Source organism: Pseudomonas sp. URMO17WK12:I9 (genome assembly GCF_900230165.1).
Classification (GTDB): Bacteria; Pseudomonadota; Gammaproteobacteria; order Pseudomonadales; family Pseudomonadaceae; genus Aquipseudomonas; species Aquipseudomonas fulva.
The window spans coordinates 434,332-450,182 of sequence record NZ_OCMQ01000001.1; the positions used below are offsets into that span (position 1 = coordinate 434,332).

General features: G+C 61.6%; 12 protein-coding genes. 7 read left to right on the forward strand and 5 right to left on the reverse strand.

Going from position 1 to position 15,851, the window contains the following annotated elements; all coding sequences use genetic code 11:
• The first annotated feature begins 63 nt into the window (after positions 1-63).
• From CRP40_RS01985 to CRP40_RS02000, 4 genes are all read left to right on the forward strand, one after another.
• Positions 64-786, forward strand: a complete 723-nt coding sequence (locus tag CRP40_RS01985; RefSeq protein ID WP_176505834.1) for a ScpA family protein — start codon at positions 64-66, stop codon at positions 784-786.
• Positions 773-1,549 (forward strand): SMC-Scp complex subunit ScpB, encoded by a 777-nt coding sequence (gene scpB / locus CRP40_RS01990; protein ID WP_027915905.1) that lies wholly within the window; start codon positions 773-775, stop codon positions 1,547-1,549. The genes CRP40_RS01985 and scpB overlap by 14 nt, the downstream gene beginning before the upstream one ends.
• 193 nt (positions 1,550-1,742) lie before the next feature.
• Positions 1,743-2,810, forward strand: a complete 1,068-nt coding sequence (rluB, locus tag CRP40_RS01995) for a 23S rRNA pseudouridine(2605) synthase RluB (protein WP_027915906.1) — start codon at positions 1,743-1,745, stop codon at positions 2,808-2,810.
• A gap of 806 nt (positions 2,811-3,616) precedes the next feature.
• Positions 3,617-5,035 (forward strand): amino acid permease, encoded by a 1,419-nt coding sequence (locus tag CRP40_RS02000; protein ID WP_027915907.1) that lies wholly within the window; start codon positions 3,617-3,619, stop codon positions 5,033-5,035.
• Positions 5,036-5,097: 62 nt separating this feature from the next.
• Here the strand turns inward: CRP40_RS02000 and CRP40_RS02005 are convergent, their stop codons facing one another.
• Entirely contained in the window at positions 5,098-5,982 is an 885-nt protein-coding gene (locus tag CRP40_RS02005; protein ID WP_027915908.1) for a LysR substrate-binding domain-containing protein, read from the reverse strand.
• Positions 5,983-6,132: 150 nt separating this feature from the next.
• Between CRP40_RS02005 and CRP40_RS02010 the strand changes: the two genes are divergently transcribed.
• The gene (locus tag CRP40_RS02010; RefSeq protein ID WP_027915909.1) at positions 6,133-9,153 is read left to right on the forward strand and encodes an FAD-binding and (Fe-S)-binding domain-containing protein; all 3,021 of its coding nucleotides are present in this window, start codon (positions 6,133-6,135) and stop codon (positions 9,151-9,153) included.
• An 87-nt stretch (positions 9,154-9,240) separates the two neighbouring features.
• On the opposite strand, the gene CRP40_RS22280 is transcribed toward CRP40_RS02010, so the two are convergent.
• The 3 genes from CRP40_RS22280 to phhA form a co-directional block, all read right to left on the reverse strand.
• On the reverse strand, positions 9,241-9,369 hold the full coding sequence (locus CRP40_RS22280; protein ID WP_255212317.1) for a hypothetical protein: 129 nt from the start codon (positions 9,367-9,369) through the stop codon (positions 9,241-9,243).
• A 238-nt stretch (positions 9,370-9,607) separates the two neighbouring features.
• Positions 9,608-9,964 carry a 4a-hydroxytetrahydrobiopterin dehydratase gene (locus tag CRP40_RS02015; RefSeq protein WP_023533765.1) on the reverse strand — a complete coding sequence of 119 codons (357 nt, stop codon included), beginning with the start codon at positions 9,962-9,964 and terminating at the stop codon, positions 9,608-9,610.
• A gap of 40 nt (positions 9,965-10,004) precedes the next feature.
• Entirely contained in the window at positions 10,005-10,793 is a 789-nt protein-coding gene (gene phhA, locus CRP40_RS02020; protein ID WP_027915910.1) for a phenylalanine 4-monooxygenase, read from the reverse strand.
• Positions 10,794-11,043: 250 nt separating this feature from the next.
• On the opposite strand from phhA, the gene CRP40_RS02025 reads away from it, so the two are divergent.
• Positions 11,044-12,606, forward strand: a complete 1,563-nt coding sequence (locus CRP40_RS02025) for a sigma-54-dependent phenylalanine hydroxylase transcriptional regulator PhhR (RefSeq protein WP_027915911.1) — start codon at positions 11,044-11,046, stop codon at positions 12,604-12,606.
• A 105-nt stretch (positions 12,607-12,711) separates the two neighbouring features.
• Here CRP40_RS02025 and CRP40_RS02030 read toward each other — a convergent pair whose 3' ends face one another.
• On the reverse strand, positions 12,712-12,966 hold the full coding sequence (locus tag CRP40_RS02030; RefSeq protein ID WP_027915912.1) for a DUF2790 domain-containing protein: 255 nt from the start codon (positions 12,964-12,966) through the stop codon (positions 12,712-12,714).
• Between the two features lie 385 nt (positions 12,967-13,351).
• On the opposite strand from CRP40_RS02030, the gene acs reads away from it, so the two are divergent.
• Positions 13,352-15,313 carry an acetate--CoA ligase gene (acs, locus tag CRP40_RS02035; RefSeq protein ID WP_023533744.1) on the forward strand — a complete coding sequence of 654 codons (1,962 nt, stop codon included), beginning with the start codon at positions 13,352-13,354 and terminating at the stop codon, positions 15,311-15,313.
• Positions 15,314-15,851: the final 538 nt, after the last annotated feature.

Sequence of the window (15,851 nt, forward strand, 5' to 3'; positions counted from 1 at the left end):
GCGCTGGTCTACGGCGAGGCCGTGACCGAGCTGCCGCTGGACTTGTACATACCCCCCGATGCCCTGGAGGTCATTCTCGAAGCGTTCGAAGGGCCTTTGGACCTGCTGCTGTACCTGATTCGCAAGCAGAACATCGATATCCTCGATATCCCGGTGGCAGAAATCACTCGCCAGTACATGGGCTACGTCGAGTTGATGAAAACCGTGCGCCTTGAGCTGGCTGCCGAATACTTGGTGATGGCCGCCATGCTGGCCGAAATCAAGTCGCGCATGTTGCTGCCGCGCAGCGTCACGGTCGAGGAGGAGGGCGACCCACGCGCCGAGCTGATCCGACGTCTGCAGGAGTACGAACGTTTCAAGGCGGCCGCCGAAGGCCTGGACGGGTTGCCCAGGGTCGGTCGTGACCTGGTCGTGCCGTGCCTGGAGGCGCCCCAGGCAAAGGTACGCAAGCTGTTGCCGCAGGTCAGCCTGCCGGAGCTGCTGGCGTCCATGGCCGAAGTGATGCGCCGCAACGACCTGTTCGAAAGCCACCAGATCAGCCGAGAGACCCTGTCGACCCGGGAACGCATGGGGCAGGTGCTGGAACGCTTGAAAGACGGTGGTTTCGTGCCCTTCATCGATCTGTTCGCGCCCGATGAAGGCAAGCTGGGGGTGGTGGTCACGTTCATGGCTGTGTTGGAGCTGGTGAAGGAAACCCTCGTCGAACTGGTGCAAAATGAAGCCTTTGCCGCCATCCATGTGCGGTTACGCCCTGCTCCTGCCGAAGACGCCCATGAACCTGAATGACCCCCGCGACCTGGCCCCGTTGATCGAAGCCTTCCTGCTGGCCTCTGGCAAGCCTCAATCGCTTGAGCGCTTGTACGAGCTGTTCGAGGAGCCCGAGCGGCCCGAGCCGAAGACGTTCAAGCGAGCACTCGAAGTGCTAGGCAAATCGTGCGCCGGTCGGGCGTTCGAGCTCAAGGAGGTGGCCAACGGTTATCGGCTGCAGATTCGCGAGGATTACGCGCCTTGGGTCGGCCGGCTGTGGGAAGAGCGCCCGCAGCGCTATTCTCGGGCGCTGCTCGAGACCCTGGCGCTGATTGCCTACCGCCAGCCCATCACCCGTGGCGAAATCGAGGACGTGCGTGGCGTCGCGGTCAATAGCAACATCGTCAAGACGTTGGTCGAGCGCGAGTGGATCCGTGTAGTGGGCCACCGGGAAGTGCCCGGACGGCCGGCTCTGTTTGCCACGACCAAGGCATTCCTGGACCATTTCAACCTTCGCAGCCTGGATGAGCTGCCAGCGCTGGCCGAATTGCGCGAGATGGAACCCGAGCCCTTGCTCGACCCGGACGATGCCCCGGTACCGGCGCACCTGCAGGCCCTGGCCGACGCCAGCCTGGGCGAGGACGAGGAGGCTGAGCCGGTCAAGGATGAGACCAGCTTTCGCAGCCTGCTCGTGGAGCTCGACGCCATGGAGCAGGGCCTCAAGACCGATTTCGACGATGTGCTCCAGCACGACCCTGATGCCGAAACGCCGTTGGAGGGGGAGCCGAGCGAGCAGGCCTGATCGCCTCAACTCGATCTGCTGTGGCCATGGGCCAGGCCGTCGAGCAGGGCCCGCCTGGCAGAAAGTCGTGGCAGAGGGTGGAAAAGCTTCTACCCTCCCATGCATTCAGGCGGCGAACCACGTATGATGCGCGGCCTTTTGGCGCGTTCGTTGCCAGAAACCTGTTTTCATTCCTACACCGGGAGGTGCCCAGATGAGTGAGCAAGACCTGCAAGATACCCAGATCACCCCACCTGTTGGCGAGAAGCTGCAGAAAGTCCTCGCGCGTATTGGCGTGGGCTCGCGCCGTGACGTCGAGGCCTGGATCAGCCAGGGCCGCATCAAGGTCAACGGCGTTGCAGCCACCCTTGGCCAGCGAGTCGACCTGCATGACGCCATTGCCGTCGACGGCAAGCTGATCAAGCGTGAAGAAGCGGCCGAGGCGACGCGCCGGGTGATCATGTACAACAAGCCCGATGGCGAGATCTGCACCCGCGATGACCCTGAAGGTCGCCCGACCGTGTTCGATCGCCTGCCGCGTCCCAAGGAAGGTCGCTGGATCAACATCGGCCGTCTGGACATCAACACCACCGGCTTGCTGCTGTTCACCACCGACGGTGAGCTGGCCAACCGCCTGATGCACCCGTCCTACGAAATGGACCGCGAATATGCCGTGCGCGTACGTGGGGAAGTGGATGACGAGATGCTCGAGCGCCTGAAGGCGGGTGTCATGCTCGAAGACGGCCCCGCCAAGTTCACCGACATCCAGAAGGCACCAGGCGGCGAAGGCTTCAACCACTGGTACCACTGCGTGGTGATGGAAGGCCGCAACCGTGAGGTGCGTCGCCTGTGGGAGTCGCAGGGCATGGTGGTCAGCCGCCTGAAGCGTGTGCGCTTTGGCCCGGTGTTCCTCAACTCGGATTTGCCCATGGGCCGCTGGCGGGAAATGACCCAGGGTGAAATCGACATCCTGGCGGCCGAGGTGGGCTTGCAGCCCGTGGCGTTGCCGGCCTTGAAGCTCAAGGCCAAGGACAAGATGGAGCGTCTGCAGCGCAAATCGTCCCGCCCCCTGGGTCGAGGTGAGCGCGTGCGCAGCCTGCGCCCGGCCCAGGACGGCGCAGCGGCCGGCGAGCGTCCAGCACACCCGGCGCGCGAAGAATCGCCGCGCAAAGGCAACCGTGGCAGCGCAGTGGCCGAGCGCCCGAGCGAAATGCGCAAGCGCCCGGCCAAGCCCGAGGGTGACAAGCCTGCAGGCCGTGGTCGCGGCAAGCCACGCGGCTGAGGCATTCGGAGCCATTGTTGGCCCTTGCTTAATTACCGACGCTGAACACATTGGGGCTGCTACGCAGCCCATTGCCCGCAAGCCGGCTTCTGCAAAAGGCGAATATCTCGCGCTGAGCAGGAGCCAGTGGCCAACGATGGGGCGCGAAGCGGCCCCAATGTGCAGCCCGCTAAATGATGCATGCCTTGCCAGATGCACCCTGCCAGAGGGTGCGAGTGTGCTGATCTGACTCAACTCATGGTCGGCCGTAACCCATTGGGCGCAAAGCCATTTCGTTAGTCTGGCAACTTATATTTCCAGCTTGTAAGGTTTTGTTTACAAGCCTTGGCTGATTCTCGCAGCAAATCAGAAAAAGTCCCCGTCCGTAAAGAAAGCTTGCCGAAGCCCCTCTCTCCGGTTGCGTCCTCAGCCCTTCACCTCCCTTGCTTAAACCCCCGCTCCACGGTGTTATAGCCCTCATTGCCCCGTGCAACAGCCCGCCGCAGAGCCGGTTGATAAAACAACAAATGGAGGCGCCATGTACGCCGATCAACTCGCCCACAAAGGCCATTACCTCAGGAACGCTGCGTTTTTTCCGCCGGAAACCACGCAACGCGTTGACGCCTGCGCGCTTGCAGGGTTATACAGTGCGCCGCGTTTTACCTGTGACCCCTTTGCGTACCGCGCACTCCTGACCCCGCCCGGTTGACTCGACCGCGCAGCTGTACCTTCAGGAAACAAGGTGACCACCTTGCCCATTCCGCTGCGCCACGAGCGCGGTGGGTCCGATTCCGTCACAGATAAAAACAATGCAGGTGACTTCGTTCATGAGTGGACACGACAAGCATTCAGGCGAGCTCAAGCGGGGCCTGAAGAACCGCCATATTCAGTTGATCGCCCTGGGAGGCGCCATCGGTACCGGCCTGTTCCTGGGTTCGGCGGGCGTGATGAAATCCGCCGGCCCGTCGATGATCCTGGGCTACGCGATCTGTGGTTTCATCGCTTTCATGATCATGCGCCAGCTCGGCGAAATGATCGTCGAGGAGCCCGTGGCCGGCTCGTTCAGCCATTTCGCCCATACCTACTGGGGTGGCTTCCCCGGCTTCCTGTCGGGCTGGAACTGCTGGGTGCTGTACATCCTGGTGGGCATGTCCGAATTGTCCGCCGTGGGCAAGTACGTGCACTACTGGTGGCCGGAAATCCCTACCTGGGTAACAGCCGCTGCGTTCTTCGTGCTGATCAACGCCATCAACCTGATGAACGTGAAGTTCTTCGGCGAAGCTGAGTTCTGGTTTGCCATCATCAAGGTGGTGGCCATTGTCAGCATGATTGGCCTGGGTGCCTACCTGCTGACCAGCGGCAGTGGCGGGCCTGACGCTACCGTGGCCAACCTGTGGTCGCACGGTGGCTTCTTCCCCCATGGGGTCAGTGGCCTGGTGATGGCCCTGGCGTTCATCATGTTCTCGTTCGGGGGGCTGGAGATGCTCGGCTTTACGGCCGCAGAGGCCGACAAGCCCAAGACCGTGATCCCCAAGGCCATCAACCAGGTCATCTACCGCATCCTGATCTTCTACGTCGGTGCCTTGGTGATCCTGCTGTCGCTCACGCCGTGGGACACCTTGGTCGCCAGCATCGATGCCTCCGGCGGCAGCTACGGCAGCAGCCCGTTCGTGCAGGTGTTCTCGTTGCTGGGCAGCGATGTGGCCGCCAACCTGCTGAACTTCGTGGTCCTGACCGCGGCCTTGTCGGTGTACAACAGCGGTACCTATTGCAATGCCCGCATGCTGCTGGGCATGGCCGAGCAGGGCGATGCGCCGGCTGCCTTGGCCAAGGTCGACAAGCGTGGCGTACCGGTGCGTTCGATTCTGGTGTCCGCGGCCGTGACCCTGATCGCCGTGCTGCTCAACTACCTGATGCCTTCCAGCGCGCTGGAGCTGCTGATGTCGCTGGTCGTCGCTACCCTGGTGATCAACTGGGCCATGATCAGCTACTCGCACCTCAAGTTCCGTCAGCACCTCAACCGCACGGGTCAGAAACCCCTGTTCAAGGCGCTGTGGTACCCCTACGGCAACTACGTGGTGCTGGCCTTCGTGGTCTTGATCCTGGGCATCATGCTGCAGATTCCGGGTATCCAGGTGTCCGTCTACGCCATCCCGGTCTGGTTGCTCTGCATGTTCGTAGCTTATGTCATCAAGTCACGGCGTAAGGGCGTCATCACTGAAGCCGTTGGCAGCGCCGCCAAATAAGCGTCGTACAGTCGCCTGTAAAACCCGAAGCGTCGACCGCTTCGGGTTTTCTTTTCTGCGCGTCAGATCTGTTCCAGCAGCCACGCCCTGAATGCCCGTAGCGAAGGTAGCGCTTCGTTGCGCGGCGGATAGATCAGGTAATAGCTGCGTTGACTGGCGAATGCCAGGCCTGGGCTGTACAGCGCCCCTTTGGCCAGCTCGTCTTCCACGAGCACGCGGGGCACCAGGCCCACACCAATACCCGCCTGCACGGCCTGAATCAAGTGCGAGGTCAACTCGAAGCTTGGCCCCAGGCGCATGCTTCGGTGGGGCAGGCCATGGTGCGAGAACCATTCACCCCAGGCATGGGGGTTGTTGGCCACGTTCAACAGTAACTGCTCGCTGATGCGGGTGGGGCTCCAGTGCGGTTGTTCGTTTGCGGCCTGGGCCGGAAGGATCACCAGCAGTTCCTCGGCATGCAGGCGGTGGCTGATCAGCCCTGGCAGGTCACCGCTGGCCACGCCAATGGCTGCATCGATCTCGCTGGTGTCGAAGTCGATGGCTTCGATACGCGAATGCAAGTGCACAAGCATGCCAGGGTGCGCCTTGTAGAAGTCGTTCAGGCGCGGCAACAGCCATTTGGAGCCAAAGGTGGGCAAGGTGGCCAGGCGCAAAGTGCCGACCCCGGACTGGTAGGCCAGCGCCTGTAGGGTCGCGCCCCGAATGCGGCCCAGTGCTTCGCTGAGCTCGCGTTGGTACAGGCGGCCGACGTCCGTCAACCGTACCTGGCGACCCTCGCGGCGAAACAGGGTCAGACCCAACTGCTGTTCCAGCGCCTGAACTTGCCGGCTGACCGCGCTCTGGGTCAGCGACAGTTCAGTGGCCGCGCGGGTGTAGCTCTGGTGCCGGGCGGCCGCCTCGAAGGCCAGCAGCAGAGACATGGACGGGGTTAGGTGGCGGTAATTCATTCATGAAAGTCATCGATAGCGGCAGGATTATCCGTTTGCCCCTGGCGTAAAACTACAGGAACATTGCCACATTCGTCACTGTTGCCGGCACCACCCATGCCGCCACGACATCTTTTCCGTGAACCAGCCCTATTCCGAGGCCGTCCTTCGATGATCGCCCAGCTGCCTACCGTTGCACCTGACGCCGACTACCCGGCATTTCTCAAAGCCCTGCATGACAGTGGCTTTCGTGGCCAGATCAGCGCCGACTACGGTACCCGAACCGTCCTGGCCACCGACAATTCCATCTACCAGCGTCTGCCGCAGGCTGCGGTGTTCCCATTGGACGCCGATGATGTGGCGCGCGTCGCCACGCTGATGGGCGAGTCGCGCTTCCAGGCGATCAAGCTGACCCCGCGCGGTGGCGGCACAGGCACCAATGGCCAGTCGTTGACCGACGGCGTGGTCGTGGATTTGTCGCGGCACATGAACGGCATCCTCGAAATCAATGCCGAGCAGCGTTGGGTGCGGGTGCAGGCCGGTGTGGTCAAGGATCAGCTCAACGCCGCCCTCAAGCCCCATGGCTTGTTCTTCGCGCCTGAACTGTCCACTTCGAACCGCGCGACCGTGGGTGGCATGATCAACACCGACGCCAGCGGGCAGGGCAGTTGCACCTATGGCAAAACGCGCGACCATGTGCTTGAGCTGCACAGCATCCTGCTCGGGGGTGAGCGCCTGCACAGCCTGCCGCTTGACGAAGACGCGTTGCAGGCAGCGTGTACGGCGCCCGGTCGCGTGGGTCAGGTGTACCGCACGGCCCTGGATATCTGGGACACCCAGGCTGAACTCATCCGCACCACCTTTCCCCCGCTCAATCGCTGCCTGACCGGCTACGACCTGGCGCACCTGCGAGACGAGCAAGGCCGCTTCAACCTCAACAGCGTACTGTGCGGCGCCGAAGGGTCGCTGGGGTATGTGGTCGAGGCCAAGCTCAACGTGCTGCCGATTCCCAAGTATGCTGCCCTGGTGAACGTACGGTACGCCAGCTTCATGGATGCGCTGCGCGATGCCAATGCCTTGATGGCGCACCGGCCATTGTCCATCGAGACCGTCGATTCCAAAGTGCTTGGGCTGGCGATGAAGGACATTGTCTGGCACAGCGTCGCCGAGTATTTCCCGGCCGACCCCGAGCGCCCCACGCTGGGCATCAACCTGGTCGAGTTCTGCGGTGATGACCCCGTCGAGGTCAACGCAAAGGTCCAGGCCTTCATCGATCACCTGCGTGTCGACACCAGCGTCGAGCGCCTTGGCCATACGCTGGCCGAGGGGGCTGAGGCGGTGACCCGCGTCTACGCCATGCGCAAGCGCTCGGTTGGCCTGCTGGGCAACGTCGAAGGCGAAGTGCGGCCGCAGCCGTTCGTCGAGGACACGGCGGTGCCACCGGAAAAACTTGCCGACTACATCGCCGAGTTCCGTGCCTTGCTCGACGGCTACGGGTTGGCGTACGGCATGTTCGGGCACGTCGATGCCGGGGTTCTGCATGTGCGCCCTGCGCTGGACATGAAGGACCCGGCCCAGGCGGCATTGGTCAAGCCTGTCTCCGATGCAGTAGCTGCCTTGACCCGTCGCTACGGCGGTCTGTTGTGGGGCGAGCACGGCAAGGGCCTGCGCTCGGAGTACGTGCCCGAGTACTTTGGCGAGCTGTACCCGGCACTGCAGCGCCTCAAAGGCGCGTTCGATCCGCACAACCAGCTCAACCCCGGCAAGATCTGCACGCCGCTCGGGGCCAGCGAGGGCCTGACCAAGGTCGATGGCGTGACCTTGCGCGGCGAGCTGGATCGCACCATCGATGAGCGGGTCTGGCAGGCCTATGGCAGCGCCGTGCATTGCAACGGCAACGGTGCCTGCTACAATTACGACCCGAACGACGCCATGTGCCCGTCGTGGAAGGCGACCCGTGAAAGTCGGCACTCGCCCAAGGGGCGGGCTTCGCTCATGCGCGAATGGTTGCGTCTGCAAGGCGAGGCGGGGGTCGATGTACTGGAGGTGGCGCGCAAGCCGGTGTCCTGGGTCAAAGGGCTGCCAGCGCGGTTGCGCAACGAGCGGGCGCGGCGCCAGGGGCAGGAAGATTTTTCCCATGAAGTCTATGACGCCATGGCTGGCTGCCTGGCGTGCAAATCCTGCGCAGGACAATGCCCGATCAAAGTCAACGTACCTGACTTCCGCTCGCGCTTTCTCGAGCTGTACCACACCCGTTACCAGCGCCCCTTGCGCGACTACCTGATCGGGTCGTTGGAATTCACCATCCCGTACCTGGCCCATGCGCCTGGTCTGTACAACGCGGTGATGGGCTCGAAATGGGTCAGCCGTCTGCTGGCCGAGCAGGTGGGCATGGTCGATAGCCCGTTGATCAGCCGGTTCAACTTCCAGGCGACCCTGACGCGCTGTGGCGTGGGCGTGGCCACTGTGCCGGCGCTACGCGAACTGACACCCGCCCAGCGCGAGCGCAGCATCGTGCTGGTGCAGGATGCATTCACCCGCTACTTTGAGACGCCGTTGCTGTCGGCATTCATCGACCTGGCGCATCGCCTGGGCCACAAGGTTTTCCTGGCACCGTACAGTGCCAATGGCAAGCCGCTGCATGTTCAGGGCTTTCTGGGTGCCTTCGCCAAGGCCGCCGTGCGCAACGCCACCCAGCTCAAGGCGCTGGCCGACTGCGGGGTGCCGTTGGTCGGGCTGGATCCGGCCATGACCCTCGTCTATCGCCAGGAATACCCGAAAGTGCCTGGGCTCGAAGGGTGCCCCACCGTGCTGTTGCCTCAGGAGTGGCTGCTGAGCGCGTTGCCCGAGCAAGCGGCAGGGAGCACGTCCACCTTCCGCCTGTTGGCCCATTGCACCGAGAAGACCAACGCCCCTGCCAGCACCCGGCAGTGGGAGCAGGTGTTCGAACGCATGGGGCTCAAGCTGATCACCGAGGCCACCGGGTGCTGCGGCATGTCGGGTACCTATGGGCACGAGGCGCGCAATCAGCAGACCTCGAAGGACATCTTCGAGCAGTCGTGGGCGCTGAAACTGGATAAGGAAGGGGAGCCTTTGGCGACCGGCTATTCCTGCCGCAGTCAGGTCAAGCGCATGGCCGGGCGGCCGATGCGTCATCCATTGGAAGTGGTGTTGCAGTTCGCCAGGCGCTGAAGGGAAACTTGCTCGACCGAGCGGTGTGAAAACGTGCTGAAGCGCCAGGTGTCGATCAGCCGTTTTCACACAGCCAGTGCGCGCGGTCTAGTCCTGATCGGCGCTGGTCTGATCGTCACCTTCCTGCTCGCGGGCAGGTGCCGAGTCGGCATGGGCGGTAACGGTGGGCTCTTCTGGGTTCAGGCTTGGGAAGGGAAGATTCGGGATCTCGTGCATCTCGTCGTTCCTCGCAAGTGTGAGTGAAAAGGCTGCGCCAGGCGCGTGTGAAGCTTCAAGAAGCTGGGGCAGGATACACAAGTCTGGATGACAGTTTGGCTTTTTTCCTACGCCCGGCCCCCGCAGCGGGTCGATCAAGGCGGCTCGTGCCGCAGGCTCAAGGCTGCTCTGGCGGCATAAAAAAGGCGTGACCGGCGGCCACGCCCGTGTGAGCCCCGAGACTGAAGCCTTGGGCAGTTTACTTGCGCCCTTCGGCCGTCTCGGCCACTTTGTCGGTGCGTGCGCACATGATGAAGTCGTTACGGTGCAGGCCTTTGATCGAGTGGCTCCACCAGGTAACGGTCACCTTGCCCCACTCGGTCAGCAGCCCTGGGTGATGGCCTTCGGCCTCGGCAATTTCCCCGACGGCATTGGTGAACGCCAGGGCGTGCTTGAAATTCTTGAACAAAAATACGCGCTCAAGCTCCATGTGCCCGTCACGCACTTCGATGTTCCAGTCCGGTATTTCGCGAATCAGCTCGGCAAGCTCCTGCTCGCTGACTTTCGGTGCATCGGCGCGGCAGGCTTCGCAGTGGGCTTGGTTCAAGGCATTCATACGTTCTTATCCATGTGGCGTTGTGAGTGGCAAGCAGCGGTCAAGCGGCAACCTTGGGTGGAAACTTCGGCGCGTGCAACCCCAGCTGTTGGGCTTGCGCGACCATGCCCATGATGTCTTCATGAGCCAGGTCGAACAGGCGCTTGAGCTCTGGCAGTATGAAGTACACCGGCTGCAGGATGTCGATCCGGTAAGGGGTGCGCATGGCCTCGATGGGGTCGAAGGCCTGGTGCTCCGGTTCGCCGGACAGGCTGTAGACCGTCTCTTTGGGCGAGGACAAAATGCCGCCGCCGTAGATCTTGCGGCCGTTGGGTGTGTCCATCAGGCCGAATTCGATGGTCATCCAGTACAGGCGCGCCAGGTAAACACGCTGTTCTTTCGTGGCGGCCAAGCCCAGCTTGCCGTAGGTATGGGTGAATTCGGCGAACCAGGGGTTGGTCAGCAGCGGGCAGTGGCCGAAGATTTCGTGGAAGATGTCTGGTTCCTGGAGGTAGTCCAGTTCTTCGGGTGTGCGAATGAATGTCGCCACCGGGAAGCGCTTGCTGGCGAGCAGCTCGAAGAACGTCTGGAACGGAATCAATGCCGGAACCCGAGCGACCTGCCAGCCGGTGGTTGCCCCCAGCACCTTGTTGATCTCGCCCAGCTGCGGAATGCGGTCATGAGGGAGCTTCAACTGCTCGATACCGTCGAGGTATTCCTGACAGGCACGCCCTTCGATCACCTTCAGTTGGCGGGTGATCAACGTGTTCCACACGCCATGCTCCTGCTGCGGGTAATCGATGAAGCCCTGGGCATCCGGCTCGCGGGCCACGTACTGGGTGTGCTTCATGAAGGTCTCCTGGTCGGCTCTTGTCGTTATGTACAGGTAGGCATCAGAAATAACCCTTTATTGCTCGGTGCACACCTACTTATGCAAGGGCTAGAGCGCAGGCAAACACGCTATCTTGTAAGGATAATTTTACAAATCCGCTATTTTGTCCCAACATCAAGCGCCTGCGATGATCGTTAGCGGTCATTTCGTCAGCATTTCTTTACAAGTTTTCCGCTCAGACGGGAAGTTTTTGCCAGGCGTACCCTCTATGCGTATCAAAGTGCACTGCCAGAACCGTATCGGTATTCTGCGCGACATCCTCAACCTGCTGGTCGAATACGGCATCAACGTATTGCGGGGCGAAGTGGGTGGGGACCATGGCAACGCCATCTACCTGCACTGCCCGAACCTCATCAACCTTCAGTTCCAGGCCCTGCGCCCCAAGTTCGAGGCCATTACGGGCGTGTTCGGCGTCAAACGCGTGGGGCTGATGCCTAGCGAGCGCCGGCACATGGAGCTCAATGCCCTGTTAGGGGCGCTGGAGTTTCCCGTGCTCTCGATCGACATGGGTGGCAGCATTGTGGCGGCGAACCGATCGGCGGCCCAATTGCTGGGGGTGCGAGTCGACGAAGTGCCCGGCCTGCCTCTGGCTCGCTACGTGGACGACTTCGACCTGCCGGAACTGGTGCGTAGCAACAAGTCGCGTATCAACGGCCTGCGGGTACAGGTCAGGGGCCATGTGTTCCTGGCCGACATCGCGCCGCTGCAATCGGAGCATGACGACAGCGAAGCGTTGGCTGGCGCCGTGCTCACCTTGCACCGTGCCGATCGCATCGGTGAGCGTATCTACAATGTGCGCAAGCAGGAGTTGCGGGGGTTCGACAGCATTTTCCAGAGTTCACGTCTGATGGCTGCCGTTGTCCGTGAAGCCAGGCGAATGGCGCCGCTGGATGCACCGCTGTTGATCGAGGGGGAGACCGGCACCGGCAAGGAGCTTCTGGCCAGGGCGTGCCACCTGGCCAGCCCGCGTGGACAATCACCGCTGATGGCGCTCAACTGCGCCGGCTTGCCTGAGTCGATGGCCGAGACAGAGCTGTTCGGCTACGGGCCGGGCGCCTTCGAGGGCGCCCGCGCCGAAGGCAAGCTGGGGCTGCTGGAGCTGACGGCCGGCGGCACGCTGTTTCTCGATGGCGTGGCTGAAATGAGCCCGCGGCTTCAGGTGAAGTTGCTGCGGTTCTTGCAAGACGGATGTTTTCGGCGTGTGGGCAGCGACGAGGAGGTCTATCTGGATGTGCGGGTGATCTGCGCCACGCAGGTGGACCTGTCCGAGCTCTGTGCCCGGGGCGAGTTCCGGCAGGACCTGTACCACCGGCTCAATGTGCTGTCATTGCACATTCCGCCCTTGCGCGAGTGCATGGATGGGCTTGATGGGCTGGTGCAGTATTTTCTCGATCAGGCCAGTCGGCAGATCGGATGCGCCATGCCTCGCCTGGCGCCGGGGGCGATGCAAAAGTTGGCCAGCTATGAGTGGCCGGGTAACGTTCGACAGTTGGAAAACGTGGTGTTCCAGGCTGTGTCGTTATGTGAAAACGGTGTGGTCAAGACTGAACATGTGCGATTGCCCGATTATGGCGTGCGACAGCCTTTGGGTGATTTTTCACTGGACGGTGCATTGTCCGATATTGTCGGGCGTTTTGAAAAAGCCGTATTGGAAAGTTTGCTCAAGGAGTTTCCAAGCAGCCGAGCATTGGGCAAGCGCCTGGGTGTATCGCACACGACCATTGCCAATAAGTTGAAAGATTATTCACTGGGCAAATCGGCAGGGCACTGAGTGGGCGGTGATAAGTGTAGGGGCCTGTTGCTTCTAACTTTTGAGTGTTACTTGTGTGCAGACGGCCGCGAAGGGGGTCATTCGGCCCCCTTGGTCGCCGCGCTGTCAGCCGTTTGAGCAGCCATTGCCCATCACGCGGTATTCCAGCACGTGGGTATGGCCTTGCGAGTCGGCGTAGGTCATGCGAGCAGGCACTACGCCGCAGACATTGGGGATTTCACTCATGGAAATGACGTGGTCGATGTCCAGGTGTTGCGAGTAACTGTACTGTTCAACCGGTGCCTGTTCGGCGGCCTGGGCTTCGTCGGCCATGGCCGTCCCGCACAGACTGCCCAGCAGTACTACCATTAAAGCTTTCATGTTTAATCTGCCTGTTTAAAGTCGTCAGGGTGCGCGCAGTGCGTCAGGCACTACGACAACCGTTAAGGTATTGATCACGTTTGCAGAAAATTGACAGTTGCCTTCGTGGGGGCGGTTACAGGTTGTCAATCTTCTTGCCGTTGCTGGCGAGATCAATTCTAGAACTGTGGCCCAGGCTGAAACAGTGGGGCTTTTGATAAAGTCTGTTGGTGAAATTGGTAACAATCTGCGAGGCCTTTAACCTGGCAGGCAGCAAAATGCCCGCGCCTGAGCGGTTGCGACCTGATCGACTGGCAAATTACTACCAACGTCGAATGGCGGTTATCGCTCTGGTACAGTTACATCGGTCCCATACAAAAACAACTATTACACCGAGGTAAACACGATGAGTGCGGCTCCACTGTATCCCGTTCGTCCCGAGATCGCGGCCACTACCCTGACAGACGAGGCCACCTACAAGGCCATGTACCAGCAGTCGGTGATCAACCCGGACGGCTTCTGGCGTGAGCAGGCCCAGCGCATTGACTGGATCAAGCCCTTCACCAAGGTCAAGCAGACCTCCTTCGATGACCACCATGTGGACATTAAATGGTTTGCCGACGGCACTCTGAACGTTTCCTCCAACTGCCTGGACCGCCATCTGGAAGAGCGTGGCGATCAACTGGCCATCATTTGGGAAGGCGACGACCCCTCCGAACACCGCAACATCACCTACCGCGAACTGCATGAGCAGGTGTGCAAGTTCGCCAACGCCTTGCGTGGGCAGGACGTGCACCGCGGCGATGTGGTCACCATCTACATGCCGATGATCCCAGAGGCTGTGGTCGCCATGCTGGCCTGCGCCCGTATCGGTGCAATCCATTCAGTCGTATTCGGTGGGTTCTCGCCCGAGGCCCTGGCAGGGCGCATCATCGATTGCAAGTCCAAGGTGGTGATCACGGCGGACGAAGGCGTGCGCGGCGGTCGCCGTACACCGCTCAAGGCCAACGTCGACCTGGCGCTGACCAACCCTGAAACCAGCAGCGTGCAGAAGATCATCGTCTGCAAGCGCACCGGCGGCGACATCGCCTGGCACCAGCACCGCGACATCTGGTACGAAGACCTGATGAAAGTGGCCTCCAGCCACTGCGCGCCGAAGGAAATGGGGGCTGAGGAAGCCCTGTTCATCCTCTATACCTCCGGCTCGACCGGCAAGCCCAAGGGCGTGCTGCACACCACCGGTGGCTACCTGGTGTACGCGGCGCTGACCCATGAGCGCGTGTTCGACTACCGCCCGGGCGAGGTGTACTGGTGCACCGCCGACGTCGGTTGGGTCACGGGCCATAGCTACATCGTCTACGGCCCGCTCGCCAACGGTGCCACCACCGTGTTGTTCGAAGGTGTGCCGAACTACCCGGACATCACCCGCGTGTCCAAGATCGTCGACAAGCACAAAGTCAACATCCTCTACACCGCACCCACCGCCATCCGCGCCATGATGGCCGAAGGGCAGGCGGCGGTGGACGGTGCCGACGGTTCCAGCCTGCGCCTGCTGGGCTCTGTGGGCGAGCCGATCAACCCCGAAGCCTGGAACTGGTACTACAAGACCGTGGGCAAGGAGCGTTGCCCGGTCGTCGACACCTGGTGGCAGACCGAAACCGGCGGCATCCTCATCAGCCCGTTGCCAGGGGCGACGGCGCTCAAGCCAGGCTCGGCCACGCGCCCGTTCTTTGGCGTGGTCCCGGCCCTGGTGGACAACCTGGGCAACCTGATCGAAGGCGCGACCGAGGGCAACCTGGTGATCCTCGATTCATGGCCAGGCCAGTCGCGCTCGCTGTACGGTGACCACGACCGGTTCGTCGATACCTACTTCAAGACCTTCCGGGGCATGTACTTCACCGGTGACGGCGCGCGCCGCGACGAGGACGGCTACTACTGGATCACCGGTCGCGTGGATGACGTGCTGAACGTCTCGGGCCACCGCATGGGCACCGCCGAGATCGAAAGTGCCATGGTGGCGCATGCGAAGGTGGCCGAGGCCGCGGTGGTGGGCGTGCCGCACGACATCAAGGGCCAGGGTATCTACGTCTACGTCACCCTCAATGCCGGCGTCGAGCCAAGCGAGCAACTGCGCCTTGAACTGAAGAACTGGGTGCGCAAGGAAATCGGCCCGATCGCTTCGCCGGATGTGATCCAGTGGGCGCCAGGGTTGCCAAAGACCCGTTCGGGCAAGATCATGCGCCGCATCCTGCGCAAGATCGCAACCGCCGAGTATGACGCACTGGGGGATATCTCGACCTTGGCAGACCCAGGTGTCGTGCAGCACCTGATCGACACGCACAAGGCCATGAGCTTGGCCACGGCTTGACGGCACCGCGCGCGGCCCGAGATCCAAGCTTGATGGCAAGGTAATTTGGGTCGCGCCGGCAGTACGCCAGCGTCCAATATCGGCCCCGCCGGGTGAACCGGCGGGGTTTTTGCTTTAAGAGACGGCTGAATCTGCTACCCGACAGTGATCGGTTACTTTCTGTCACCGGCAATGCGCTATAGCGGGGCGCCTGGAAACACTTCGCGCTGTTTGAGGGCATTTGGGCTGTCATGTGTGTCGGTCTATCACGCTACACTTGCCGTCCCACAAGGGTTTGCCAATAATAGGCCCAGGATTTGCTAGATTCATGGGTTCAATTTCTTGCGCTTTTGCATATTCTGCATTGGCTGTCAACATCGCCCGTAGCGGTTTCAAGCGCTTCTGTAAGTAGTTGTCGCTTTGAAGAAATTTCGACTACCGGGCTGTCGTTAAAATGCCATTCACTCGCTCGTGGTCTGCGACCTTGGTCGAACCCTGCGCGGCTCGCGTTGTAACCATTCGCATATCGGGCAGCTGTTACCTGCCTTGTATTGCCCCG

What these genes read in the sequence shown, in the direction of transcription:
- scpB (WP_027915905.1), top strand. Translation starts at nt 773, where the DNA reads ATGAACCTGAATGACCCCCGCGACCTGGCCCCGTTGATCGAAGCCTTC.
- rluB (WP_027915906.1), top strand. Translation starts at nt 1,743, where the DNA reads ATGAGTGAGCAAGACCTGCAAGATACCCAGATCACCCCACCTGTTGGC.
- CRP40_RS02000 (WP_027915907.1), top strand. Translation starts at nt 3,617, where the DNA reads ATGAGTGGACACGACAAGCATTCAGGCGAGCTCAAGCGGGGCCTGAAG.
- CRP40_RS02005 (WP_027915908.1), bottom strand. Translation starts at nt 5,982, where the DNA reads ATGAATTACCGCCACCTAACCCCGTCCATGTCTCTGCTGCTGGCCTTC.
- CRP40_RS02010 (WP_027915909.1), top strand. Translation starts at nt 6,133, where the DNA reads ATGATCGCCCAGCTGCCTACCGTTGCACCTGACGCCGACTACCCGGCA.
- CRP40_RS22280 (WP_255212317.1), bottom strand. Translation starts at nt 9,369, where the DNA reads ATGCACGAGATCCCGAATCTTCCCTTCCCAAGCCTGAACCCAGAAGAG.
- CRP40_RS02015 (WP_023533765.1), bottom strand. Translation starts at nt 9,964, where the DNA reads ATGAATGCCTTGAACCAAGCCCACTGCGAAGCCTGCCGCGCCGATGCA.
- phhA (WP_027915910.1), bottom strand. Translation starts at nt 10,793, where the DNA reads ATGAAGCACACCCAGTACGTGGCCCGCGAGCCGGATGCCCAGGGCTTC.
- CRP40_RS02025 (WP_027915911.1), top strand. Translation starts at nt 11,044, where the DNA reads ATGCGTATCAAAGTGCACTGCCAGAACCGTATCGGTATTCTGCGCGAC.
- CRP40_RS02030 (WP_027915912.1), bottom strand. Translation starts at nt 12,966, where the DNA reads ATGAAAGCTTTAATGGTAGTACTGCTGGGCAGTCTGTGCGGGACGGCC.
- acs (WP_023533744.1), top strand. Translation starts at nt 13,352, where the DNA reads ATGAGTGCGGCTCCACTGTATCCCGTTCGTCCCGAGATCGCGGCCACT.